22 protein-coding genes and 1 pseudogene are annotated in these 22,812 nt (G+C 71.7%); 5 read left to right on the top strand and 18 right to left on the bottom strand.

Annotated features, from left to right (window positions below; all coding sequences use genetic code 11):
* Positions 1-20: 20 nt before the first annotated feature.
* Entirely contained in the window at positions 21-617 is a 597-nt protein-coding gene (locus R4I43_RS07345) for a hypothetical protein (RefSeq protein ID WP_324264775.1), read from the top strand.
* On the opposite strand, the gene R4I43_RS07340 is transcribed toward R4I43_RS07345, so the two are convergent.
* Positions 610-963: an ArsR/SmtB family transcription factor gene (locus R4I43_RS07340; protein ID WP_324264774.1), complete on the bottom strand. Its 354-nt coding sequence runs from the start codon at positions 961-963 to the stop codon at positions 610-612. The genes R4I43_RS07345 and R4I43_RS07340 overlap by 8 nt on opposite strands.
* Positions 964-1,123: 160 nt before the next feature.
* On the opposite strand from R4I43_RS07340, the gene R4I43_RS07335 reads away from it, so the two are divergent.
* Positions 1,124-2,941, top strand: a complete 1,818-nt coding sequence (locus tag R4I43_RS07335; RefSeq protein WP_324265027.1) for a heavy metal translocating P-type ATPase — start codon at positions 1,124-1,126, stop codon at positions 2,939-2,941.
* A 132-nt stretch (positions 2,942-3,073) separates the two neighbouring features.
* Here the strand turns inward: R4I43_RS07335 and R4I43_RS07330 are convergent, their stop codons facing one another.
* From R4I43_RS07330 to R4I43_RS07280, 11 genes are all read right to left on the bottom strand, one after another.
* A complete protein-coding gene (locus tag R4I43_RS07330; protein WP_324264773.1) occupies positions 3,074-3,958 on the bottom strand; it encodes a PDR/VanB family oxidoreductase in 885 nt (294 codons plus the stop codon).
* Positions 3,955-4,908, bottom strand: coding sequence for a heme-dependent oxidative N-demethylase family protein (locus R4I43_RS07325; protein ID WP_324264772.1), 954 nt, complete (start codon positions 4,906-4,908; stop codon positions 3,955-3,957). The genes R4I43_RS07330 and R4I43_RS07325 overlap by 4 nt, the downstream gene beginning before the upstream one ends.
* Entirely contained in the window at positions 4,905-5,462 is a 558-nt protein-coding gene (locus R4I43_RS07320) for a dimethylamine monooxygenase subunit DmmA family protein (RefSeq protein ID WP_324264771.1), read from the bottom strand. The genes R4I43_RS07325 and R4I43_RS07320 overlap by 4 nt, the downstream gene beginning before the upstream one ends.
* Before the next feature lie 21 nt (positions 5,463-5,483).
* On the bottom strand, positions 5,484-7,586 hold the full coding sequence (locus R4I43_RS07315; protein ID WP_324264770.1) for a hypothetical protein: 2,103 nt from the start codon (positions 7,584-7,586) through the stop codon (positions 5,484-5,486).
* 127 nt (positions 7,587-7,713) lie between these two features.
* Entirely contained in the window at positions 7,714-8,373 is a 660-nt protein-coding gene (gene mftE / locus R4I43_RS07310; protein WP_324264769.1) for a mycofactocin biosynthesis peptidyl-dipeptidase MftE, read from the bottom strand.
* The gene (mftF, locus tag R4I43_RS07305) at positions 8,370-9,704 is read right to left on the bottom strand and encodes a mycofactocin biosynthesis glycosyltransferase MftF (protein WP_324264768.1); all 1,335 of its coding nucleotides are present in this window, start codon (positions 9,702-9,704) and stop codon (positions 8,370-8,372) included. Before mftF ends, mftE begins: the two co-directional genes overlap by 4 nt.
* Before the next feature lie 5 nt (positions 9,705-9,709).
* A complete protein-coding gene (locus R4I43_RS07300) occupies positions 9,710-10,492 on the bottom strand; it encodes a mycofactocin-coupled SDR family oxidoreductase (protein WP_324264767.1) in 783 nt (260 codons plus the stop codon).
* Positions 10,489-11,313: a mycofactocin-associated electron transfer flavoprotein beta subunit gene (locus tag R4I43_RS07295; protein WP_324264766.1), complete on the bottom strand. Its 825-nt coding sequence runs from the start codon at positions 11,311-11,313 to the stop codon at positions 10,489-10,491. The genes R4I43_RS07300 and R4I43_RS07295 overlap by 4 nt, the downstream gene beginning before the upstream one ends.
* Before the next feature lie 4 nt (positions 11,314-11,317).
* Positions 11,318-11,605, bottom strand: a complete 288-nt coding sequence (locus tag R4I43_RS07290; protein ID WP_324264765.1) for a ferredoxin family protein — start codon at positions 11,603-11,605, stop codon at positions 11,318-11,320.
* 10 nt (positions 11,606-11,615) lie between these two features.
* Positions 11,616-12,902: an FAD-dependent oxidoreductase gene (locus R4I43_RS07285; protein ID WP_324264764.1), complete on the bottom strand. Its 1,287-nt coding sequence runs from the start codon at positions 12,900-12,902 to the stop codon at positions 11,616-11,618.
* Complete coding sequence (locus R4I43_RS07280; protein WP_324264763.1) at positions 12,895-13,821, bottom strand: mycofactocin-associated electron transfer flavoprotein alpha subunit; 927 nt, start codon at positions 13,819-13,821, stop codon at positions 12,895-12,897. Before R4I43_RS07280 ends, R4I43_RS07285 begins: the two co-directional genes overlap by 8 nt.
* 140 nt (positions 13,822-13,961) lie before the next feature.
* Here R4I43_RS07280 and R4I43_RS34275 point away from each other — a divergent pair.
* Together R4I43_RS34275 and R4I43_RS07275 are read left to right on the top strand one after the other, a co-directional pair.
* Positions 13,962-14,029 (top strand): annotated as a pseudogene (locus R4I43_RS34275) (helix-turn-helix domain-containing protein); the annotation flags it as partial.
* Complete coding sequence (locus tag R4I43_RS07275) at positions 14,030-15,211, top strand: RNA-guided endonuclease InsQ/TnpB family protein (protein ID WP_324264762.1); 1,182 nt, start codon at positions 14,030-14,032, stop codon at positions 15,209-15,211. It abuts the pseudogene before it with no gap.
* Positions 15,212-15,223: 12 nt separating this feature from the next.
* Here R4I43_RS07275 and R4I43_RS07270 read toward each other — a convergent pair whose 3' ends face one another.
* From R4I43_RS07270 to mftA, 5 genes are all read right to left on the bottom strand, one after another.
* A complete protein-coding gene (locus R4I43_RS07270; protein WP_324264761.1) occupies positions 15,224-17,167 on the bottom strand; it encodes a mycofactocin system FadH/OYE family oxidoreductase 2 in 1,944 nt (647 codons plus the stop codon).
* The gene (locus tag R4I43_RS07265) at positions 17,164-19,152 is read right to left on the bottom strand and encodes an oxidoreductase (RefSeq protein WP_324264760.1); all 1,989 of its coding nucleotides are present in this window, start codon (positions 19,150-19,152) and stop codon (positions 17,164-17,166) included. Before R4I43_RS07265 ends, R4I43_RS07270 begins: the two co-directional genes overlap by 4 nt.
* Positions 19,149-20,336: a mycofactocin radical SAM maturase gene (gene mftC, locus R4I43_RS07260; protein WP_324264759.1), complete on the bottom strand. Its 1,188-nt coding sequence runs from the start codon at positions 20,334-20,336 to the stop codon at positions 19,149-19,151. Before mftC ends, R4I43_RS07265 begins: the two co-directional genes overlap by 4 nt.
* Before the next feature lie 236 nt (positions 20,337-20,572).
* The gene (gene mftB, locus R4I43_RS07255; RefSeq protein WP_324264758.1) at positions 20,573-20,845 is read right to left on the bottom strand and encodes a mycofactocin biosynthesis chaperone MftB; all 273 of its coding nucleotides are present in this window, start codon (positions 20,843-20,845) and stop codon (positions 20,573-20,575) included.
* 2 nt (positions 20,846-20,847) lie between these two features.
* A complete protein-coding gene (gene mftA / locus R4I43_RS07250; RefSeq protein WP_324264757.1) occupies positions 20,848-20,952 on the bottom strand; it encodes a mycofactocin precursor MftA in 105 nt (34 codons plus the stop codon).
* A gap of 106 nt (positions 20,953-21,058) precedes the next feature.
* On the opposite strand from mftA, the gene mftR reads away from it, so the two are divergent.
* Complete coding sequence (gene mftR / locus R4I43_RS07245; RefSeq protein WP_324264756.1) at positions 21,059-21,643, top strand: mycofactocin system transcriptional regulator; 585 nt, start codon at positions 21,059-21,061, stop codon at positions 21,641-21,643.
* On the opposite strand, the gene R4I43_RS07240 is transcribed toward mftR, so the two are convergent.
* Positions 21,637-22,761 (bottom strand): NDMA-dependent alcohol dehydrogenase, encoded by a 1,125-nt coding sequence (locus R4I43_RS07240; RefSeq protein ID WP_324264755.1) that lies wholly within the window; start codon positions 22,759-22,761, stop codon positions 21,637-21,639. The genes mftR and R4I43_RS07240 overlap by 7 nt on opposite strands.
* Positions 22,762-22,812 lie beyond the last annotated feature (51 nt).

Here is a 22,812-nt window from a genome sequence, read left to right as displayed (position 1 = left end):
ACCTCTGGTAGGAAGCGCGCATGCGCTTCTACGCCGAACGCCCGATCCGCCTGGCGGGACAGCTGTTGTTCGACCTCATCGCACTCACCTGGATCGCCGGGTTCGCCTGGCTCGCCGAGCTGGCCCGGTCCGCGGTGCTGGAGCTGCGTGCTCCCGGCCATCGGATGATCGAGGCGGGCGGCGGGCTCCGCACCACCTTCACCGACGCCGCGCACAGCGCGTCGGGCGTCCCGTTCGTCGGCGACGACCTGGCGGGCGCGCTGGTGCGCGGCGGTTCGGCCGGTGACGTGCTCGTCGACGCGGGCGCGCGCCTGCTGGAGGTGATCGGGCTGGCCGCGACCGGCGTCGCCGTCGTGATCGTGGCGGTCTCGCTGATCCCAGTGCTCGCGGTGTGGTCACCCCGGCGGTTCCGCTACGCCCACGCGGCCGGTGAGGCCGTGGCGATGCGCGCCCAGGGACCGGACCTGCTGGCGCTGCGCGCGCTCACCGAACTCCCCCACCAGCAGCTCGCGCGGATCGGCACCGAACCGGCCTCCGCCTGGCGCAGCGGTGAACCGGAGGTCATCTCGCAGCTCGCCGGGATGCGGCTGGCCTCGCTGGGCCTGCGCGTCAGCTGACCGTCCCGGAGCGGTCGACGAGGCCGAGCCGCAGGTGTTCGCTGTGGTAGACGGCCTCGTCGAGCAGTTGGGCGACGTGGTTGTCGTAGAGGCTGTAGACGATGCTGCGGCCCGAGCGGGCGCCGACGACCAGGCCGAGGTTGCGCAGCAGCCGCAGCTGGTGGGACACGGCGGACTGCTCCATGCCGACGGCTTCGGCGAGCTCGGTGACCGGGCGCGGCCCCTGCCGCAGCTCGGTGAGGATGAGCAACCGGCTCGGGGTCGCCAGCGCCTGCAGCGTGTTCGCCACGTGCGCGGCCGACTCCGCGTCGAGCCTGGTCGCCTCCCGGTCAACCCCGTGTCCCATGCGCTGCAGTCTAGACCCGCATTTGCATGAAAGCATGTTCATGTGTTCTGCTGTGCGGGTCAAGCTCAGCTCTGCGGAGGTTCCACCCGTGGCCACGTCCACCACCGCGCCCCCACGTCTCGCACCGCCCGCGCGGACCCGGTTGTTCGCGCTGCCCGAGATGCGGTGGGCCGCCGCCGCGCTCGGGCTGTTCCTGGCCGGCCTCGCCCTGCAGCTCGCGGGCGGCCCGGAGTGGTCCTGGTGGGCGCTCTACCTGGCCTGCTACGTCACCGGCGGCTGGGAACCGGCGCTGGCCGGGCTGCAGGCGCTGCGGGAGAAGACCCTCGACGTGGACCTGCTGATGGTGCTGGCCGCGATCGGCGCGGCCTCCATCGGCGAGATCACCGACGGCGCGCTGCTCATCGTCATCTTCGCGACCTCCGGCGCGCTGGAGGCGCTGGCCACCGCCCGCACCGAGGACTCGGTGCGGGGCTTGCTCAACCTCGCCCCCGACACCGCCACGGTCGTCACCTCCGACGGCGTCGAGCAGGTGCGGCCCGCCGCCGAGCTGGAGGTCGGCGACGAGGTGCTGATCCGGCCCGGCGAACGGATCCCGGCCGACGGCACCGTGCTGTCCGGGGCCAGCGACGTGGACCAGGCGACCATCACCGGTGAGCCGCTGCCGGTGGACGTCTCCGCCGGGTCCGAGGTGTTCGCGGGCACCCTCAACGGCACCGGGTCGCTGCGCGTGTGGGTCGGGCGGCGCGCGGAGGACTCGGTGGTCGCGCGCATCGCGGCGCTGGTCGAGGAGGCCGGGCGGACCAAGGCCCGCACCCAGCTGTTCATCGAGAAGGTGGAGCAGCGGTACTCGATCGGCATGGTCGCCGCCACGGTGGCGCTGTTCGCGATTCCGCTGCTGTTCGGCGCCGACCTGCGGGAATCGCTGCTGCGGGCGATGACGTTCATGATCGTCGCCTCGCCGTGCGCGGTGGTGCTGGCGACGATGCCGCCGCTGCTGGCCGCGATCGCCAACGCGGGCAGGCACGGCGTGCTGGTCAAGTCCGCCGTGGTGATGGAGCGGCTGGGCACCACCACCAAGGTCGCCTTCGACAAGACCGGCACGCTCACCCGCGGGACCCCGGAGGTCGCCGAGGTCCGCGTCCTGGAACCGGCGCTGTCGCGGGAGGAGCTGCTGCGGCTGGCAGCGGCGGCCGAGCGCCCCAGCGAGCACCCGCTGGCCGCGGCGGTGGTCCGCGCGGCCGAGCGGGAGGAGCTGTCGCTTCCGCCGGTGGACGACTTCTCCGCGTTGCCGGGCCGCGGCGTCACCGCGAAGGTGGCCGGCCACCGCGTCGACATCGGCGCCGCACCCGCGGAGTTCGAGGTCCAGCCCGGCTGCACACCGGTTCTGGTCCGGCGCGACGGCGAACCGGTCGGGTTGCTGGCCATCACCGACCAGCCGCGCCCGGAGGCGGCCGAGGCCGTCGCGGCCACCCGGGCGCTGACCAGCGATCCCGTGCTGCTCACCGGGGACACCGCCGCCGGGGCGGGGCGGCTCGCCGAGCACGTCGGCATCACCGACGTCCGCGCCGGGCTGCTGCCGGACCACAAGCTCGACGAGGTCGAGGGGATGCGGAGCAGCGGTCACCGGGTCGCGTTCGTCGGCGACGGCATCAACGACGCTCCGGCGATGGCCACCGCGCACGCCGGCATCGCGATGGGTGGCGCGGCCTCGGACCTCACCCTGCAGACCGCGGACGCGATCATCGTCCGCGACGACCTCAACGCGATCCCGGCCGTCATCGAGCTCTCCCGCCGGGCCCGCCGCGTCGTCACCGCCAACCTCGTCATCGCGGGCACCTTCATCGCGGTCCTGGCCACCTGGGACCTCGTCGGGCACCTGCCGCTCCCCCTCGGCGTGGCGGGCCACGAGGGCTCCACCGTCCTGGTCGCCCTCAACGGCCTGCGCCTCCTCCGCGAGAACGCCTGGAAAACCCGCTGACGACCCCACCTCGCCCCCCGGGTGACCCGATTTCAACGGAAGTCGGAGTTCCGATTTCAATGGAAATCGGGTTTCTGATTTCCATCGAAATCGCGGTGACCACCTGGGTGGGTGAGGGGCTGAGCGGGCGGTTCAGAGGTCGAGTTCGAGGGTGCCGCGGGCTCGGGAGACGCACGGGGTGATGTGGGTGGTGCGCTGGGCCTCGGAGAGGTAGAGGTCGTGGTGGAGCGGGTCGCCTGCGGTGATGGGGGTGACGCATTCGCCGCAGACTCCCTTGCGGCAGCGGCTGGAGACTTCCACGCCCGCCGCTTCGAGCGCGTCCAGGAGGGTGTCGTCCTCCTGCACCGCCAACGTCGTGCCCGATCGGCGCAGCTGCGCGGTGAAGGGGCCGCCGGTGGCCGGGGCGGCGCCGAAGTGCTCGGCGTGGATCCGGGTTCGGGGCCAGCCCGCTTCGCGGGCGCGGGTGGTGACCTCGTCCATGAAGGACTTCGGGCCGCAGAGGTAGAGGTGCGTGCCCAGCGGCTGGTCGGTGAGGTCGAGCGCGCGCCAGAACTCGTCGCGCGAGCCGGTGATGTGGCCGCGCAGGTCATCGGCGTGGGCGCCGTCGCGGGAGACGTAGTGCACCTCGACCGAGCGCTGCCAGAGCTCGGCGGCCCTGAAGTGCGACAGGATCGGCGTGACACCGATCCCCGCGGCGACGAGCAGGTGGTGGCGTGCGGTGAGCACCGGAGCGAAACCGCTTCTGGGGTGGCCGGTTTCGACGACGTCGCCGGGCCGCAGCCGGTGCATCCACCGCGAACCGCCGGAGCCGAGGCGCACGGAGATCTCGTAGTGCTCCGGCTGGAACCCGTCGCCGGTGAGCGAGTAGGAGTTCCAGCGCGGCCGTCCTCGTCCGTCGCGCCCGCACAGCACCTCGACGTGGCTGCCGGGCGCGTACGGGCGGAGCTCGCCGACCAGCCGGATGCGCCGGACGTCATCGCCGATGAGGCGGGTGTCGGCGACGGTGAGCCGGTTCATCGGCGCAACCAGTCGAGCAGCTCGGGCCGGATCTCGCCGTAGCCCTTGTAGTCGGCCATCTCGTCGGGGAGTTCTGCCAGCACGGCCGCGAACTGCTCCCGCCAGGCCTCCACCAGCACCAGCTCCCGCATCGGCAGCAGGTGGGTGCGGATCAGGAACATGATCGAGCCCGACATCGGCAGCCGGATCAGGTGCTGCACCTCCACCCGCAGGTGCAGGGTCTCGCCGATGTCGTCGATGCCGCCGCGCTCGGCTCCCCACTCGTCGTAGGTCTCCAGCGAGGCGTCCAGCCGGTGCCCGACGGTGGAGCTCCAGTTCAGCCGCCGGTAGCGGTCGCCGGGCTGCAGGCCGAGCAGGAACTGCTCGGCGCGCGGGATCGCACCGTCGGCGAAGTCGCGCGGGACCGGCCCGTGCAGCTCGGTGAACGACATGCCCAGCACGAACCGGATCGACCAGTTCGACGCGAAGGTCACCACCCCCGCGTCGGCGAACAGGCGCCCCTCGCGCTCGTCGAGCAGCACGATGTCGTCCTGCACCTGCGAGGCGGCGAACCGCAGCGGCGGCTCGCCCAGCGATTCCTCGTCGCCGAACCGGAACCGCCGCGTGACACCCAGCCTGGTGTTCTCCCAGTGGAATTCGCGGTCGCCGCAGCCGGTCAGCGTCATCGCCGGGTCGGTGGCCGCGGCCTCGGTCAGCAGGTGCAGCAGCGCGTCCCACGACGCCACCCGCATGTGCCCGAGCTCGACGTGCCTGCCGGGGTCGCGGTCCAGGATCGCCGCGCGCTCGGCCAGTTCGGCCTCGTAGGTGGAGGGGAAGTCGAGGACGGTGCCGCCCCACTCGCCGGCCGCCGTCCGGTGCGCGCGCGGCGCGGGTTCGACGTTGACGCCGTAGCGGTAGTGGTCGCCTTCCAGCGGCCACGGGAACCGCCGGACCCGCTCGGGCAGGCTCACCGGAACGCCTCCACATCGGCGCGGAACCCCAGGTAGGCGCCCCGATACCGGGACACGTGGGAGTAGATGTGCAACGGCTGCCCGCACCCCGAGCACGTGGCGCGCTCCCCCGCCGACGCCGTCACCGCCGTCTCGGCGGCGCAGTGCGCGCAGTGCACCACGACTCGCTCCCGCGAGGTGACCTGGCACCGGATCTCCTCGTCCACGGCGCCACCCGAGATCGCCCGCGACCGCAGCGCCAGCACGTCGGCCTCCGGCCCGGCCAGCATCAACCGCCACCCGACCCGAGCCTGCCGCACCTGCGCGTCCAGCGCGTCGAAGGCGTCCGCTGCGCGGTCGGCGTGGAACGTCCACACAGGACGATCGAGGGAGCTCGCCCAGCCCCGCGCGATCTCCGCGGCCGCGTCCCCGACCCCGATGATCGCGAACCGCGCGCCGCTCGGGTCAACGGCCACGGAATCAGGCCACTCGGGCAGGCTGGTCCGCGCCCCCACCGCCATCCGCTCGTCCATCGCCACCGAGTACACAGAGGCCGGGCGCGGTGTGTCAACCACGCCCGGCCCCAGGTCACGGCCTCACTGCACGGCCCAGTAGCCGAACGCCTTGTAGTCCGGGGAGGGGCCGAAGGAGTTCATCGCCGCCAACCGGATGGTCAGCTCGGTGCCGGTCACCAGGTGGGCGGGGATCGTGATGACGGTCTCCGACCAGCCCTTCTGGTCCGGCTTGAGCCAGTGCTTGCCCAGGTCGGTGTCGTCGGCGAACACCCGCACGTCCCGCGCTCCCGTGTACAGGCCCGGTTTGGGGCCCGAGGAGTCGTGCCGGGCGATCAGCCGGACCTCCTGGCCCGGCACCAGGCCGTGCAGGGTGAACTCCTCCTCGCCGACGATGTGCCGGGCGCTGTCGACGACCTCGTGACCACCGGTTTCGAGCGTGCGGGCCTCCGTCATCGGCTGGAACCCGGCACGGGCGGTGTGCACCTCGTGGTCGTGCTCGGCCTCGGAGGTCATCGACCCGACGTCGACGTGGTCGCGGATGGTGCCGTTGACCGGCCGGATCGGCACGTCACCGGTGTCGATGAGGCTCCAGTCGGCCTTGTAGACCGTCATCACCGGCAGCGACAGGACCGGCGCGCCGAGGACTCCCGCGTCGGCGAGGTGTTCCAGCTGCACCCCGTTGGGCATCCGGTCGTAGATGGCGATGTAGTCCGGGCGGTCGTCGGGCGACATCGCCCGCAGCTCCTCGTACAGCGCGCCCATGCCGTGCAGCGCGGGCTTGGCCAGACCGTTGGTGGTCAGCCCGACGAGGTCGACCGTCGGGTGCCCGCCGAGGTAGGCCGCGGCGCCGACGTCGTGCACGCCCAGCCGCGCGCCCTCCGGCAGGTGGCCCTTGGTCCAGGCGGCCAGGGCCACGACCCGCTCCCGGATGCCGCCGGAGTCCTGCACCGCGTTGTGCACCCAGGTCGGCACCGACAGGGCCGTGAACAGCGCGGCCACCGCCAGCAGAGCCACCGGGGTCTTGTCGCCCAAGCGCAGCCGCTTGCCGACCTCGACCAGGCCGATCACCGCGGCGAGCACGAACAGCGGCAGGAACGGCTGCAGGTAGCGGACCTGCTGCCACAGCGCGGTTCCCATCGTGGAGATGGCGCCGAGCGCCAGCAGCGTGCCGACGCCGATCGTCCAGCCGACCCAGCGGCGCGGGCCGCCGTCGCGCACCAGCACCGCCACGCCGAGCGCGGCCAGCGCCAGCGCACCGGGGAAGGCGAAGTCCTGCCGGTTGAGCCCGGCCAGGATCTCCATGAACGCCGAGAAGTTGTCCGCGGTCTTGCCCGCCAGCTCGCCCAGGCTCAGGTTCGGCATGCTCAGGTGCGACTTGGCCTGCGAACCGTTCGGCGAGGTGTGGCCGGTGGTGACCAGGTAGAACAGTAGTTGCGCGGCGATCACGACGAACGGCAGCGCGGACCAGGCCATCGAGCCGATCTTGGCGGGCAGGTTCCGGGCGCGGCGCAGGCTGACGTGCATCATCAGCGGTGGCACGAGCAGCAGGAACACCAGCGCTTCCAGCCTGCACAGCGCGGCGAGCGCGACCAGCACCGGGGTGGTCTTGAAGACGCCGCGCGGCGCCTCGCGCACCAGCGCCAGCAGCGTCGCCACCAGCAGCAACGAGGTGATCGAGACCTCCATGCCGCTGGAGGCGCCCCACAGCAGCGGCCCGCTGAGCGCGACGAGCCCACCCGCCCAGACGCCCGCGACGGGGCCGGCGACGCGGCGGCCGAGCAGCACTACGCCACCGGCGGTGAGCGCGTGGCAGACGACTCCGAACAGGACGGCGGCGGGCAACAGCAGGCCGCCGTGCACGCCGAGGAAGTAGAACGCTCCCAGCACCAGGACGTAGAGCAGGCTGCTGGCGCCGGTGCTGATCGGGTCGCCGTCGTTGTACTGCAGGAACTCGCCCTGCCCGATCTGCTTGCCGTACTGGGCGTGGATGTAGGCGTCGTCCAGCGGCGGGATGTAGTGACCGCCGTTGTAGTGGACGTTCACCAGCACGAATCCCAGGCCGGCCACCATCGCCAGCAGCGGAACCGCCCAGAGGGCGATCCGGTCCACCCGCCACCGAGCGGCGGGGATGCCACGCGTCGTCTCGACTAACTCCTGTTCGACGACGTCTTTCGTCACGCTCAACCCAACGGGTCCTTCCAGACAAGTGTTCTCGCGCCCTGCGCACCGGTGGGCGGGTCCGCGTGATCGACTATAGAGGGGCGTTTTCCCGCTTTTGCCGGGAGATCTCCGCTGGGCACCTGCGCGGCGTTCAGCCCCAGGAGTCGACGGTGGTGAGCAGGTCGTCGGTCCAGGTGCCGAGGACGCGGCGACCTTCGGCTCCGCTGGCTCCGCGCGGATCACCGAGGACGCCGTTGTCGCTGACGGCGGCGGTGCCGCCGGTGCGCAGCCGGTCGAGGAGCGCGGGCAGCGGTTCGGTGTTGCCGGGCTCGACCCGGTCGAGGTGGACGGTGTGCGGCCGCAGGGCGAGCATCACCGAGGTCTCGGTGCGCCCGGCGTGGCTGTCGTCGGCGGGGCCGGTCGGGGACCAGGCCAGCACCCGGCGGCCTTCCGATCGCAGGGTGCGCACCGCGTTGCGCACCGGCACCGCGTTGCCGCCGTGGCAGGAGACGAGCACGATCCCGGCGAAGGCGTCGGCGGAACGGCCGAGTTCGGTGAGCAGCAGTTCGGTCGCCGACCGGCCGATGGACAGGGTTCCGGGGAACGCGGCGTGCTCGCCGCTGGAGCCGTAGGCGACTGCGGGCGCGATCACGACGGGACGGTGCTCGGCGAGTCGCTCGCACAGGGCGACGGCGATGTCGGTGTCCACGGTGCACGGCAGGTGCGGGCCGTGCTGCTCGGTGGCGCCGACCGGGACCGCGAGCAGCCGGGGCTCGCGCAGCTCGGGCCAGGTCGTTTCGCCGAGGTTCACGCCGGGTCCCCGTTGACCGGGACGCTGCTGCGCCCGCCCCGGTCGGTGAGCACCGGCCGCAGGGCGGTGGTGCTGCGCTCCCGCAGGGCACCGCGCAGCACTCCGCAGCCGTAGGCGGCGTCCTCGGCGACGCGGGCGAGGGTGTGCCGGAGCGGGTCGAGTTCGCGCTGCTCGGTGAGGTGGCGGGCGGCGACGAAGGCGAGCACGAGGCGTCCGCGCTTGCTCAGCAGCAGCGGCGGGATCGCCAGCGGCGCCCACGCCCGCCCGACGGATTCCGCGAGGAGCCTTGCCGCGCCGATGTTTCCGCGAACGGCCAGGTTGATCGACTCGCGGGCGGGGACGCCGAGGGCGCCGAGCTTGCGGACGAGCAGGACGGTCGCGGCGCCGGTGACGGCCAGGGCGAGCCGGGGGCGGCCGAGGGCGATCAGCAGCCAGGTGAGCGCGCTCCACAGCGAGATCCGCACCGGTGCGACGTGCTCGCCGTGGCGGCTGCCCAGCGGTCCGGCGGAGCAGCCGTAGCCGTAGCGCTGCCGCAGCAGGGCGGGCCAGCTGGGGCGCGGGGCGTGTTCGACGATCGCGGCCGGTTCGTACCGGGCCTGGTGCTCGGCGGTGAGCCGCCAGATGAGGTCGACGTCCTCGCCGAAGCGCATCGACTCGTCGAAACCGCCCAGTTCGGCGAGTGTTTCGGCGCGGATGAGCAGCGCGGCGGTGGGCACGTAGCTGATGCGGCTGCCGGGCAGCACCGGCCCGGCCTGCGGGCCGAGGTCCAGTGGCGAGCAGGTCCGCTCGTAGCGCTCCAGCGCCGACTCTCCCCGCTTGCTGCGGACTCTCGGTGCCGCTGCGACGACGCCGGGGGTCTCGAAGTGCCGCAGGAGCGGGTCCAGCCAGCCGGGAGTCGGAACGGTGTCGGCGTCCAGGAAGGCCACCAGCGGGGTGTCGGCGAGCCGCCAGCCGGAGTTGCGGGCGGCGCCCGGGCCGCGCGCGGTGTCGTGCCGGACGGCGGCGCCCGGGACCGGTGCCGGGGAGCCGTCGTCGACGACGATGACGCGCAGCCCCTCCAGCGCGTCGAGCAGCTCGGCGGGGAGTTCGCCGTGGACGGGGATGACGACCGTGACGTCCTCGGGCCGCAGGCTCGCGGTCTCGTGCTCGGGGTGCACCACCCCGGTCCGCACCAGCCGCTGCGCGAGCGAATGACCGCTGGTCACGGGCTTTCCGGCGAGCCAGTCGTCGAGGAGTTCGGCGCCGCGCGCGGTGAGCCGCACGATGCGGTACGGGGAGCCGCCGGCGACGGTCCGCCCGTCCTCCCAGCGCTGCAGGCTCGGATCGGCCACGAGTTTCAAACCGTGAAACCTCCGTCCGCGTGGACGACGGTGCCGGTGATCGCCGAGGCGCGCTCGTCGCACAGCCAGCACACGGCGGCCGCGACCTCCTCGGGTTCCAGCAGGCGCTCGACGACCTGGTGGCTCGCGAACTCCTCGACGTCGTCGAGGTCGTAGTAGCGGGCGGTGGCGGTGAGCATGTCGGTGCGGGTCGATCCCGGCGAGACGGCGGTGGCGTTGATGCCGGTTCCGCGCAGGTCGGTGGCCAGCCCGCGGATCAGCCCCACGACGGCGTGCTTGGCCGCGTTGTAGCCGGCGAGGTGGTACAGGCCCCGGTGCGCGGCGGCGGAGGCCAGCGCGACGAAGCGGCCCGAGCGGGGCGTCGGGCGGCGCAGCATCGCGGGGACGGCGGCGCGGGCCAGGTTGGCCACACCCCGGACGTCGATGTCGAAGAGCAGGTCGAGCTCGCCGTCGGTGGTCTCCCACAGCGGTGTCCCACCGGCCATCACCGCGGCCGCGCCGACGGCGGCGTCGAGCCCGCCGAACTCGGCCTCGGCGACCTGCACGGCCTCGCCGATCGCGGCGGTGTCGCGGACGTCGGCGACCACCTCGCGCACCGAACCGGGATGTTCTTCGGCGAGCTGTCGCAGCTCGTCGCGGGTGCCGAGCGAGTAGGGCACGCCGGGCAGGTCGGCGCACACGTCCAGCGCGACGACGCTCCAGCTCTCGCTCGCCAGCTGCCGCACGACGGCGGCGCCCACTCCCCTGGCGGCACCGGTGACGATCGCGACGCGGCTCACGACCGGTACCCGTGGCGTTGCAGGTAGGCCAGCAGCTCGTCGGCCGCTCCGGCGGCGTCGAGCGGGCCGATGACGGTCGGCGGTGTGCGGTCGACCAGCGCACCGGTCAGCTCCAGCACCCGCTGGTGGGCGCTCTCACCGCTGGGCGGCGGGTACTCGCGCGCTCGCGGGCGCCGGGCGCGGGCGCCGGCGACGTCGCCGGGGGCTCCCGGGGTCCACGGCACCACGTCGATCTCGGCGTCCTGCGCGGCCAGCACCGCCGGGAGCGCGGCGCGGCGCAGCCGCAGGCCGCCCTCGACGGAGACCACGGCCGGACTGGGCAGCCGCAGGACCTCGCGGGCGCCGCCGTCGAGGCGGCGGTGGGCCAGCAGCCGATCGCCCTCGAGCTCCAGGTGCACCACGCCGAGCGCCTGGGCCGCGCGCAGGTGGGCGGCGAGGAAGGCCGGTGTGGCGCCGGTACCGCCGTCGCCGGAGCGGTCGCCGCACAGCACCAGGTCGGCGCCCGCGACCGAGGCCGCCAGTGCTGCTGCGGCGGATCCGTTGTGCGCCAACGCGTTCGGGTCCAGCGGGGCGTCGAGGTCGATGCGGGTCGCCCGGTCCGCCCCGGCCGCGAGCGCTTCCCGCAGCCCTTCCTCGGCGTCGGCCGGTCCCGCGGTGATGACGTGCACGCCGCCACCGGTCCGCTCGGCCAGCCGCAGCGCGTGTTCCAGGGCGGTGTGCTCGGCAGGGGTTTCACCCCGGTGCCCGCCGCTGAGCGCGCCGGTGAGCGGGTCGACCTCGACCCGCTGCCAGGACCGGCTCAGCGCCACTGCGATGCGCACGTCCTCACCCCTTCCGGAACACGACGCCGTGACCGCCGTCGGGATAGGTCCAGCTGATGGCGCCCTCGTTGTTGCAGATCTGGTAGCAGGTGCCGCATTCGAAGCACTGCTCGTAGTTGAACAGGATGCCGCCGTCGCCGGTGGGCACGAACAGCTTGGCCGGGCACGCCGACACGCACGCCTTGGTGGTGCAGGAGCGGCAGACCTCGGTGTCGACGGTGATGTGCGCCCGCTCGCCGACGTCGAAGTCGACCGTGCCCATCCGGTCCTCGAACGACATGTCTCGGTACATGACCGCCTCCTCAGCCGAAGGTCCGCAGACCGGTCCAGGCGTCCGCCGCCAACTGCCGCAACCGGACTCCGTGCCGGGCGGCGGTGGCGCGGAAGAGCTCGCCCAGTCCGGGTTTCGGCGCCGGGTTTCCGACGGTGAACACGCCCTGGGCGAAGTCGCACAGCAGCTTCGGGTACAGCTGCTGCACCCGCTCGGACAGCACCAGCCCGGGTGCGCGCTGCAGCCGCTTGTGGTCGGTGAGCACGAAGTTGCCCTCCAGCCGTTCCCGGTAGCCGTCGAGGCCGCCTCCGCTCTCGACGGCTTCGGCGGCGGTGCGTCCCGCGGCGAGGCCGGAGCCGATGGCGAAGTTGACGCCTTCGAGCCAGATCCCGGCCGCCAGGCACATCGCCGCCGCGTCCCCGGTGACGAGCATGCCCGGGGTGGACAGCGGTGGCATGCTGCGATAGCCGCCTTCCGGGATGAGGTGCGCGGAGTACTCCTTGAGCTCGGCACCCCGCAGGTAGGGCGCGATCGCCGGATGGGCCTTGAGGTCGGCGACCACGTCCTCCGGCCGCCGCCCGGACTTCGCGAGCCCGGTCAGCGACAGGACGACTCCGACGCTGACGGTGTCGCGGTTGGTGTAGAGGAACCCGCCGCCCGCGATTTCCCCCGTGCAGCCGAGGATTTCGAAGTCGGCGCCGTGGTCTCCGCTGAGCTGGAAGCGCTCCTCGATGGTCTTGCGCGGCAGCGCCAGGGTCTCCTTGACCCCGAGCGTCTGGTGCTCGGGATCGGTCGTGGGCAGCAGCCCGGCCTGCTTGGCGAGGAAGGAGTTGACGCCGTCGGCGGCGATGACCACGCGCGCCCGGATGTCGCCGTCGGGCCGGTCGGTGCGCACCCCGACGACGCGGCCGTCCTCCCGCAGCACGTCGGTGGCCACCGTGGAGGTGACCAGCCGCGCACCGGCGTCGACGGCCTTGCCCGCCAGCCACGAGTCGAAGTCCGCGCGGAAGGTGGTCATGCCGTTGTAGGGGGCGCTGCCCCAGTCCTCGGTGCGGAAGTCAACGGTGAGCGCTTGGTTCTCGGTGAGCATCATGGTGCTGCGGCGGGTCACCCAGCGCTGCACCGGCACCTCGCGCCACCACTCGGGCAGCACCTCGTCCAGGACCCGGGCGTAGACCACTCCGCCGTAGACGTTCTTGGCGCCGGGGAACGGCCCGCGTTCGAGCAGGATGACGCTGCGCCCGGCGCGGGCGAGTTCGAGTGCGGCGGCCGATCCGGCGGGACCGGCGCCGACCACCACGGCGTCGACTTCAGGCATCTCGTCTCCGGCGGTCGAGTTCGCGCAGGACTTCGGGGGCGTCGGCGATGATGCCGAGGTCGGCCATCGCGGTCATCGGGCAGTGCGGGTCGGTGTTGATGCTGACCACGTGCTCCGGTCGCCCCAGGCCACCGGTGTGCTGGGTGGCGCCGGAGATGCCGAAGGCGACGTAGAGGTCGGGGTCGACGACGACGCCGGTGGTGCCGATCTGCCGGTCGTGCCCGGCCCAGCCCGCGTCGGTGACCACCCGGGTGGCACCGGCAGAGGCGCCGAGCCAAGCGGCGACCTCGGTGAGCGTGCGCAGCACGGCGGCACCGTCCTCGCCGGGCCGCACGAGTCCGGCGCCGCCGCCGAGGATGCGCCGGGCTTCGGTGAGCTCGACGGTCTCCGGTTCGGGGGCGCGGACCTCGACCTGTTCGGCGTCGAGCACCTCGACGGGTGCGACGCGGAGTTCCGCGGGTTCCGGCGCTGGGATCGGGTGGCCGACGCCGCGCACACCGGGTGCCAGCGTGACGATCACCGGCCCGGTGAAGCGGACCCGCAGCTCCAGGGCATCGTCCACTCTGGACAGATCGGCGGTGTCGGTTCCGCAGCGGACGGCTCCCGCGTGCAGCGGCCTGCCGGTGTCGAACGCCAGGCGGGGCGCCAGGTCGCGCCCGTCGGGCGAGGCCGGCAGCAGCACGACCCGCACGTCGTCGAGCAGCGGCGCCAGCGTCGCAGCCAGCGAACCCGGCGTGACCTGCGCGGATTCGACGGTCCAGGTCGCGCGGGCGGCGGTGAGCTCCTTGGCCGCGCGGGCCGTGCCGGTGCCGGTGAGCAGCACCGCTCCCCCGGCTTCGGCGGCGGTCTCGTCGGCACCGGCGGGCAGTGCGCCGTCGCGGACGACGACGATCGCGAGCCTCTCGGGCAGTGCGTTCACCGGATCTCCGTAGCGTGGATGCCCCGTCCTTCGGAACGGGGAGGAAGCGCAGCTACCTCGGTGTCGACGCGCCCAGCGGTTACCTGCATAGTCGTTTCCTTACTCGTGACGAGTGATCGCGTAAATTTGATGTTGTGAGGATGGCGTACAAGGTGCGGGCCTACCCGACCACCGAGCAGGCAGCCCAGCTGGCCGCACGTTCGGGTGTGTGCGCCTGGTATGGAGCAAGACCCTTGACCAGCGGCATCGCGCTTATCACGCGCATGGCGTCAAGACCTCGTACAAGGAGACCGACGCTGCGCTGACTGCCCGGAAGAAGACAGAAGACCTGTCCGAGGTGTCGAGCGTGCCGTTGCAGCAGACGCTTCGGCACCAGCACACCGCTTACCAGAACTTCGTCGCCGGGCGCGCGAAGTACCCGAGATTCAAGTCCCGCAACGGTCGCCAGTCGGCGCACTACACGCGCAGCGCATTCCGGCTGCGTGAGGGCAAGTTGACGCTGGCGAAGCACACCACGCCGCTTGAATTCCTGTGGTCCTGGAACACCGAAATTCTGGCCACGCTGAACCCGACGATGGTCATCGTGTCGCGTGATCCTGACGGGCGTTGGTACGTGACCTTCGCCGTGGGCACCGACGACCCCCAACCCGCCGAACCAACCGGCCGCGCGGTAGGTGTGGACCTCGGGGTGAAGGACTTCGCCACCCTGTCCACCGGCGAGAAGATCGCCAACCCGCGTCATCTGGATCGCAAAGCCCGCAACCTTGCTCGCTACCAACGGCGTATGGCGCGCAAGCAGCGCGGCTCGGCGAACCGACGCAAGGCCAAGGCCAAGGTCGCGCGGGCACACCGCAAGATCCGCACGGCTCGTGCCGACTTCCGGCACCGCACCAGCACTTGCCTGGTCCGTGAAAACGATCTGATCGCGATCGAAAACCTCAACGTTGCAGGCATGGCCGCCTCGGCGCGCGGAACCGTGGATGAGCCGGGTCGCAACGTGCGCGCCAAAGCCGGGCTCAACCGTGCCGTGATGGATGCGGCGCTCGGTGAGTTCCGGCGTCAGCTGGAGTACAAGGCCGAACGCGCCGGTAAGCGGGTCGTGGTGATCGACCGCTGGTACCCCTCGTCGAAAACCTGCTCCCACTGCGGACACCTGCTGCCTGAACTGAAGCTCTCCGTCCGGCACTGGAAATGCCCCGGATGCGGCACCCGGCACGACCGGGACATCAACGCCGCGAAGAACATCCTTGCCGCTGGTCGAGCGGTAGCCGGGGACAACCCCGGCGAAGCCTGTGGAGCTGGTGTAAGTCTGCAAGGGCCCTCCCTTCAGCAGTCGGCTACGAAGCAGGAACCATCCGGCGCGAGCCGGACGGGAAAACCCCGCCTCTAGGCGTGGGAACAGTCAAAGTCCCACCGCCACTCGATGTCCCTCGATCACGGCCGCGTGCGCGCGGCGCGGTGCCAGGCAGTCGCCCGCGCGGTGCACCGGGAACGGCGCGTCGCGCAGCTCGTGCCACAACTCGTCGACCGGGCTCTGGTGCACCGCGCACACCACCCAGTCGAAGGTGTGCTCGCCGGTCTCGCCGGTGGTGTGCTTGAGGATCTGCAGCGACACGCGCTCGCCGTCCGCGGAGGCGGCCATGACGACCTCGTCGGTGCGCTGCCCGATCCCCTTGGCGTGGGCGCGGATGCTGAAGGTCTCCATGTCCAGCGTGACGCCGAGGTCCTGGCAGACGACCATGCCCGGGGTGCTGATCTGCACCCGGCACCCCCGGTCGGCCAGCAGTTCGGCGACCGAGGCGGCCTGGTGGAAGCCGAGCTCGTCGACGATCAGCACCTCGCCCTCGGGGGCGGCGTCCCCGGCGAGCACGTCGCGGACGTCGACCACGCGCTCCAGGTCCCCGGCCCACCAGGGCGCTTGCGGGCGGGCACCGGTGGCCAGCACCACGGCGTCGGGGTGCTCCTCGCGCAGCAGCTGCGCGGTGGCCTCGATCCCGGTCTTGACGTCGACCCCGTGGCGCTCGCACTCGGCGCGCAGGTTCCGGACCACGTCGAGGAACTCGGCCCGCCCCGGCACGCTCGCGGCCTGCGCGACCTGACCACCGGTCTCGGGTGCGCGCTCGAAGAGGGTGACGTGGTGGCCGCGCTCGGCGGCGGTGGCAGCGGCCTGCAGACCGGCCGGGCCGCCGCCGACCACCAAGACCCGGCCGCGCCTGCGCGGCATCGGCAGCGCGACGGATTCCCTCCCGGTGCGCGGGTTCTCGATGCAGCCGAGCCAGCGGTTGAGGCCCATCCGGCCGACGCACTCCTGGTTGCAGGACAGGCAGGTGCGGATGTCGGTGGCGTGCCCGGAGCGGGCCTTGGCGGCGAAGTCGGCGTCGGCGATCTGCCCGCGCACCACGCCGACCAGGTCGCAGTGGCCCTCCTCCAGGGCGCGTTCGGCCTGCAGCGGGTCCTTGATGCGGCCGACGCCGACGACCGGCAGGTCCACCGCCTGGCGGATGGCGTTGGAGATGAACAGCGCGTAGCCCGGCGGGATCGCCATCGACGCCTCGATCATGTACAGCGTCGAGGTGGCCACGCCGATCGATGTGTTGATGTAGTCGACCTTCCCGGTGGCCTCGACCATCTTGGCGACCTCGACGGCCTCGTCGATGGTGGTGCCGCCCTCGATGAGCTCGTCGCCGCAGATCCGCACGCCCAGCGCCCGGTCCGGGCCGATGGACTCGCGGACCGCGTCGATGATCTCCAGCAGGATGCGGGCCCGTCCGGCCAGCGATCCGCCGTAGTCGTCGGTGCGCTTGTTGGTGGCCGGGGACAGGAACCCGCGCACGATCGACGAGTGCGAGCACTGCAGCTCCACCCCGTCGAAGTCGCCTTCGGCGCAGTGCGCGGCCACGGTGCCGTACCCGGCGACGACCTCGGCGATCTCGCGGGTGTCGATGGCCTTGGGCACTTCGCGGAACATCGGGTCGGGCACCGCCGAGGGCGCCCACACCGGCAGCCGCGAGTACATCGAGGACGCCTGTCCGCCGTTGTGGTTGAGCTGCGCGAAGATCGGGGTTCCGTGGGCGTGCACGGCCTCGGTGATGCGGCGGTAGCCGGCGATCACCGACGGGTCGAAGCCGTGGATGAGCTTCTCGTAGGGCCAGTCGGTCGGGTGCGTGGAGTGCTCCTCGGTGATGACCAACCCGGCGCCGCCCTCGGCGCGCGCCGCGTAGTAGGCGGCGTGCTGCTCGGTCGGGTGACCGTCGCGCGCGTAGTTGGTCAGGTGCGCGGAGAACACGATGCGGTTGCGCACCGTCACCGGCCCCAGCCGCAGCGGGGAGAACAGGTAGCGGCTCATCGCAGACCTCCTGCCGCCCGGCGGCCTTCCAGGATCGCCTCGTGGATCGTGCGCGGTGCCACGCAGTCACCGATCCGCGTCCCCTCCAGGGTCTCATCCGGCAGCCGGTGTCCGCAGTGGACGACGACGGCCGCGGGGCGTTCGCGGGTTTCGGCGGTGTGGACGTCTTCGAGCACGACGTGGTCGGGGTGGACTTCGCGCAGCAGCGAGCGCTTCTCCAGCGCCACCCCGGCGCGCTGCAGCCGTGCGTTGGCGTCGGCGAGGTCGCCGGTCAGCGCGAGTTGGGTGCCCACGACCTGATCTTGCGTCACGATCGCGGACTCCACGCCGCGCGCGGCCAGCAGCTCGGCCACCCCGACTCCGACGTGATCGCCGACGGGGTCGTGCACCACCACCGGACCAGCGGAAACGTCAGCGCTCAAGGCCTCGACGACGTCGAGCACCGCACCTCCCTCGACCTTGAACCCCCACGGCCCGGGCACCGACCCGGTGGCCACCACGACCTCGCGCCCGGCCAGCTCCGCAGGCCCGGCCTCGACCCCGAGCCGCACCTCGACTCCGAGCCGGCGGACCTCCGCCTCCAGCCACTCGATCGCCTGCCACACACGCCCCCGGCCCGCGACCTCGGCAGCCCGCCGAACCATCCCCCCGAGCTGTTCCTCCCGCTCGACGAGGGTCACCGCCCGCCCCCGGGAAGCCAGAACTCGAGCCGCCTCCAACCCCGCAGGACCACCCCCCACCACCAACACCGGCTCCGAACCACCCCGAACCCCGCTCCGAGACCGGACTCCCACGGAACTCGGGTCCCCGACTCCAGTGGAAACCCGGGACCCGATTTCCATGGAACTCAGGTCCCCGATTTCCATTGAGATCCGACTCCCAACTTCCATTGAAATCGGGATCTCGTCGGGTTCGTGACCGGCGGAGGGGTTGACGATGCAGGTGATGATGGGGTTGCGGTTGTCTCGGACCTGGCACTTCTGGTTGCACAGCACGCAGGGGCGGGCCGGGGTGCCGCTGCGGGTCTTGGCGACGACGTCGGGGTCGGCGATCTGCGCGCGGGTCATCTCGACGAGGTCGGCGACGCCGTCGTCGAGGGCCCGTTGGGCCTGGCCCGGGTCGACGACGCTGCCTTGGAGGACGACCGGTGCACCCGCGGCGGACTCGCGGATCGCGCGGCAGAGGTCGATGTTGAAACCGGGTTCGGTGTGCAGGTCGGGCCGTGTCGCGGAAGTGCCCATCGCCGACCCGCGCACGACGGCCAGGTAGTCGACGTCCTCGCGGATCGACTCGACGATCCCGGCCGCCGCCTCCGGCGTGATCCCCGCCCAGGGGGCGAGTTCGTCGCAGGACAGCCGCAGCCCGAGCACGCCGTCGCCGACCGCTTCGCGCACCGCGGCCAGGACTTCGCGCAGCAGGCGGGTGCGGTCGGTGCCGTAGCCGTCGCCGCGCTGGTTGGTCAGCCCGGACAGGAACTGCCGCAGCAGCGAGAACTGCCCGGCGTTGAGCTCCACCCCGTGCAGGCCGCTGCGCACCGCCTCACGCGACGCGGCGGCGAAACCGGCGACCAGCGAGTCGATCTCGTCCTGCTCCAGTTCCATCGGCATCTCGCGGCTGGCCACGTCGGCCACCCGCGAGGGCGCCCACAGCACGCGCTGCGAGAACGCCGACGAGCCCTGCGAACCCGAGTGGCCGAGCCCGGCCAGCACCACCGTCCCGTGGGGACGGCAGGCCTCGGCCACGGCCGCCCACCCGGGACCGCAGCGCGACGCCAGCGGGGCCCGCTCGTACGGCCAGTCCGAGTCGTGCGCGCTCGCGATCTCGGTGACCAGCACGCCGGCACCACCCGCGGCCCGGGCCGCGTAGTAGGCGACGTGCCGGTCCGAGATGTCCCGCTCACGCCCGAGGTTGGTCTCGTGCGGTCCGAACAGGACCCGCGAAGGGGCTGAGGACCGGCCGAGCCGGACCGGGTCGACGAGCTTCACAGCTCACTCACCAGCGGAGACGAGTCGCACGGCTTCGCTGGGACGGCCGGCATGCCCAGCCCCACCTTGCGCCGCGAGGACCGCGAGTGGTCCTGCGTCGCCTTCGGCAGCTCACTCTTGTCCACGATGGACAGCGCGGACCGGCCGTGGCCCTTCACGCACTCGGGATCCGGCCCGTCCAGCGGCAGCCCGGTGAAGAACTTCGCCGCCATGCAACCGCCCTGGCAGGCGTCGTACTGCGAGCAGGAGGTGCACGCGCCCGCCGACTGCGGCTGCCGGAGGTCGTTGAACAGCTCCGACTCCCGCCACACGCGGGCGAAACCGCCCTCGTCGCGGACGTTCCCGCCCTTGAACACGTCGTGGATGGCGAACGGGCACGCGTAGACGTCGCCGACGGGGTCGATCAGGCACACCACCCGCCCCGCGCCGCACAGGTTCAGCCCCGGCAGCGGGGTCGACCCCAGCGCGTTGAGGTGGAAGAACGAGTCGCCGGTGAGCACTTGGTCGCCGTGGGCGACCAGCCAGTCGTAGATCTGCCGCTGCTGCGCGTCGGAGGGGTGCAGCTCGTCCCACACGTCGGCGCCGCGCCCGGAGGGCCGCAGCCGGGTGATGCGCAGCTGCGCGCCGAAGCGGTCGGAGATGGCCTTGAAGTCGTCGAGCTGGTCGACGTTCTGGCTGGTCATCACGACCGAGATCTTGAAGTCGCGCATGCCGGCCGCGGAGAGGTTCTCCAGCGCGCGCATCGCCATGTCGAACGAGCCGGGCCCGCGCACGGCGTCGTTGACCTCGCGGGTGGCGCCGTCGAGGGAGATCTGCACGTCGACGTAGTCGGTGGCGGCCAGCCGGCGCGCGCGTTCGGGATCGATGCGCAGACCGTTGGTGGAGAACTTCACGCCGACCTGGTGGTCGATGGCGTAGTCGAGGAGTTCCCAGAAGTCGGGGCGCACGGTGGGTTCACCGCCGCCGACGTTGACGTAGAAGACCTGCATGCGTTGCAGCTCGTCGATGACCGCCTTCATCTCGGCGGTGGACAGCTCGTTCGGGTCACGTCTGCCCGAAGAGGACAGGCAGTGCTCGCAGGCGAGGTTGCAGGCGTAGGTCCATTCCCAGGTCAGGCAGATCGGGGCGTCCAGACCGCCCTTGAACTGCTCGACCAACGCGGGAACCGGTGCGGTGGTGGTCATCTCGGCTCACTTCCAACGGGACATCGTCGTCTGCATTGGATGGCAAGTTCTCTTCAACGCGGCGAAGCCGCCGTCTCAGGTGTGGGACTCAGCCGGCACCGCCGCGGGTTCTGAGGTGGTTCTCCTGTGAGGACGCGTCGACGTGGTGTATTGGCATACATGAGTCGGCGCGCCCGGAGCAGGAGGACCGCCTCAGGTTCCGCCACTGGCACCGCCAAGCAAGGTGATCGACCTCTTCAACTCTGGGGGAGGATCATCTCGGAGTCTGCGAGGGAGGCCAGTGCTTTGCGGAACTGCGGGCGGCGTTGTTCGGGAACGCTCGCCAGCGCGTCTTCGACGCTGGCGTGCTCACCGAGTTCGCGGACGAGTTCCACCAGTTCGGGCACTTTCAGGAACGACAGCTTCCGGTTCCCGAAGTGGTACGCGAGCGCCCCGAAGGGCTCGGGGCGCAACGCGACCTGCGGGTTCAGCCGGTAGCCGCGGCCGATGTCGAACTCCGCGGCGGTCATGGTCAGTAGACCCCGCACATCCCGTCGATGGAGACCTCCTCGACCAGGAGCTCTTCCTCGACGACGGGCTCGTTGCCGGTGCTCTGTTCGATCTGCTGGTCAGACATGCGATGCTCCTCACAGTGTCGAGCTACCATCGACACGGTATTTGCACCGGGTGCATTTTCACAAGACGTGGAGCGGAATTCCTTGCGGCCTGACACATCTGGAGCAGTGCAGCGACCCGGTGGGCGCCGAAAGGTCACCACCGCAGCCGAATTGGAGAAGGTCGCCTTCGACCTGTTCGACGAACAGGGCTTCGAACGCACCACGGTCACCGACATCGCGGCCGCGGCGGGCATCGCGCGGCGCACGTTCTTCCACTACTTCCCGTCGAAGAACGACATCCCGTGGGGAGACTTCGACTCCGGCCTGGAGCGGATGCGCGCCGAGTTCCGCGCGCTGCCGGAGGACCTCCCGCTGATGGACGCGGTGCGGCACTGCCTGGTCGAGTTCAACCGGGTGCCCGAGGAGCAGGTCCCGGAGCACCGCAGGCGGATGCGGCTGATCCTGGGAGTGCCCGCACTGCAAGCGCATTCGACGTTGCGCTTCGAGTCCTGGCGCGAGGTGGTGGCCGAGTTCGCCGGCCACCGCCTCGGCGAGCCGTCAACCGCACTGACCCCGCAGACCATCGCGCACGCCGCGCTCGGCGTGGCGCTGTCGGCGTACCAGCACTGGCTGGATCATCCGGAGCTCGCGCTCTCGGACCTGTTGGACACGGCGATGCGCGAGCTCGCGCGGGCGCACGCCGATCAGTAGTCGGCCTCGGTGTAGCGGATGATGCCGCGCAGGTTCTTGCCCGCCATCATGTCGGCGTAGCCGGTGTTGATGTCCTCCAGCGAGTACTCGGTGGTGACCAGTTCGTCGAGCTTGAGCGTGCCGTTGCGGTAGTGCTCGAGCAGGCGCGGGATCTGGGTGCGGGGGCTGACGCCGCCGAAGATCGCGCCCTGCAGCCGCTTCTGCAGCAAGGTGAGTTCGAACAGGCTGACCTGCGCGTCGATCTGGTCGGCCCGGCCCATGCCGGTGACCACGACCTGGCCGCCCTTCTTGGTCATCGACAGCGCGGGCTGCAGGTGCTCGCCGGTGGTCTCGCCGATGCAGATCAGCACGTTGTCGGCCAGCTGACCCCAGGTCAGCTCCCCGACCGCCGCGTGCGCCTCCTCCATCGTGGCGAAGGTGTGGGTGGCGCCGAGCTCCTCGGCCTTGGACCGCTTGAACTCCACCGGGTCGACCGCCACGACGTAGCGCGCGCCCGCCGCGGCCGCGCCCTGCACGGCGTTGATGCCGACACCCCCGCAGCCCATGACGACCACGGTGTCGCCGGTGCGGGTCCCGCCGATCTCGGTGGCGGTGCCCCAGCCGGTCGACACGCCGCAGCCCAGCAGCGCCGCCTTGTCCAGCGGGATGTCCTTCTCGATGGTCTGCACCGAGGCCTGGTTGACCGTCACGTACGGCGCGAAGGTGCCCAGCAGGCACATCGGCGCCACCGGTTTGCCCTGGTAGTTGATGCGGTAACCGCCGGAGATGGCCTCGCCCGAGAGCAGACCCGCGCCGGCGTCGCAGAGGTTCTGCATGCCCTGGGCGCAGGCCCGGCACCTGCCGCACCCGGGGATGAAGGTCAGCACCACGTGGTCGCCCTCGCTGATCCCGGTCACCCCGGGACCCACCTTGGTGACCACACCGGCACCTTCGTGACCGCCGACAGCGGGGTAGATCGCCATCGGGGTGGCACCGGTGCGCAGGTGCTCGTCCGAGTGGCACAGGCCCGAGGCCGCGAGCCTCACCTGCACTTCGCCCTCGATCGGATCGCCCAGTTCGATCTCTTCGACTTCCCAGTCCTTGCCCGGCTCGTGCAGGATCGCGGCCTTCGTCTTCATAACCACTCCTCGTCGAGTGCGGAAGAACATGCGCATCTGAGAATGAGAACT

This window comes from Saccharopolyspora mangrovi (assembly GCF_035320975.1).
GTDB lineage: Bacteria > Actinomycetota > Actinomycetes > Mycobacteriales > Pseudonocardiaceae > Saccharopolyspora > Saccharopolyspora mangrovi.
The sequence above is the reverse complement of the archived record's forward strand: the minus strand, read 5'-3'. Positions and strand labels throughout refer to the sequence as shown.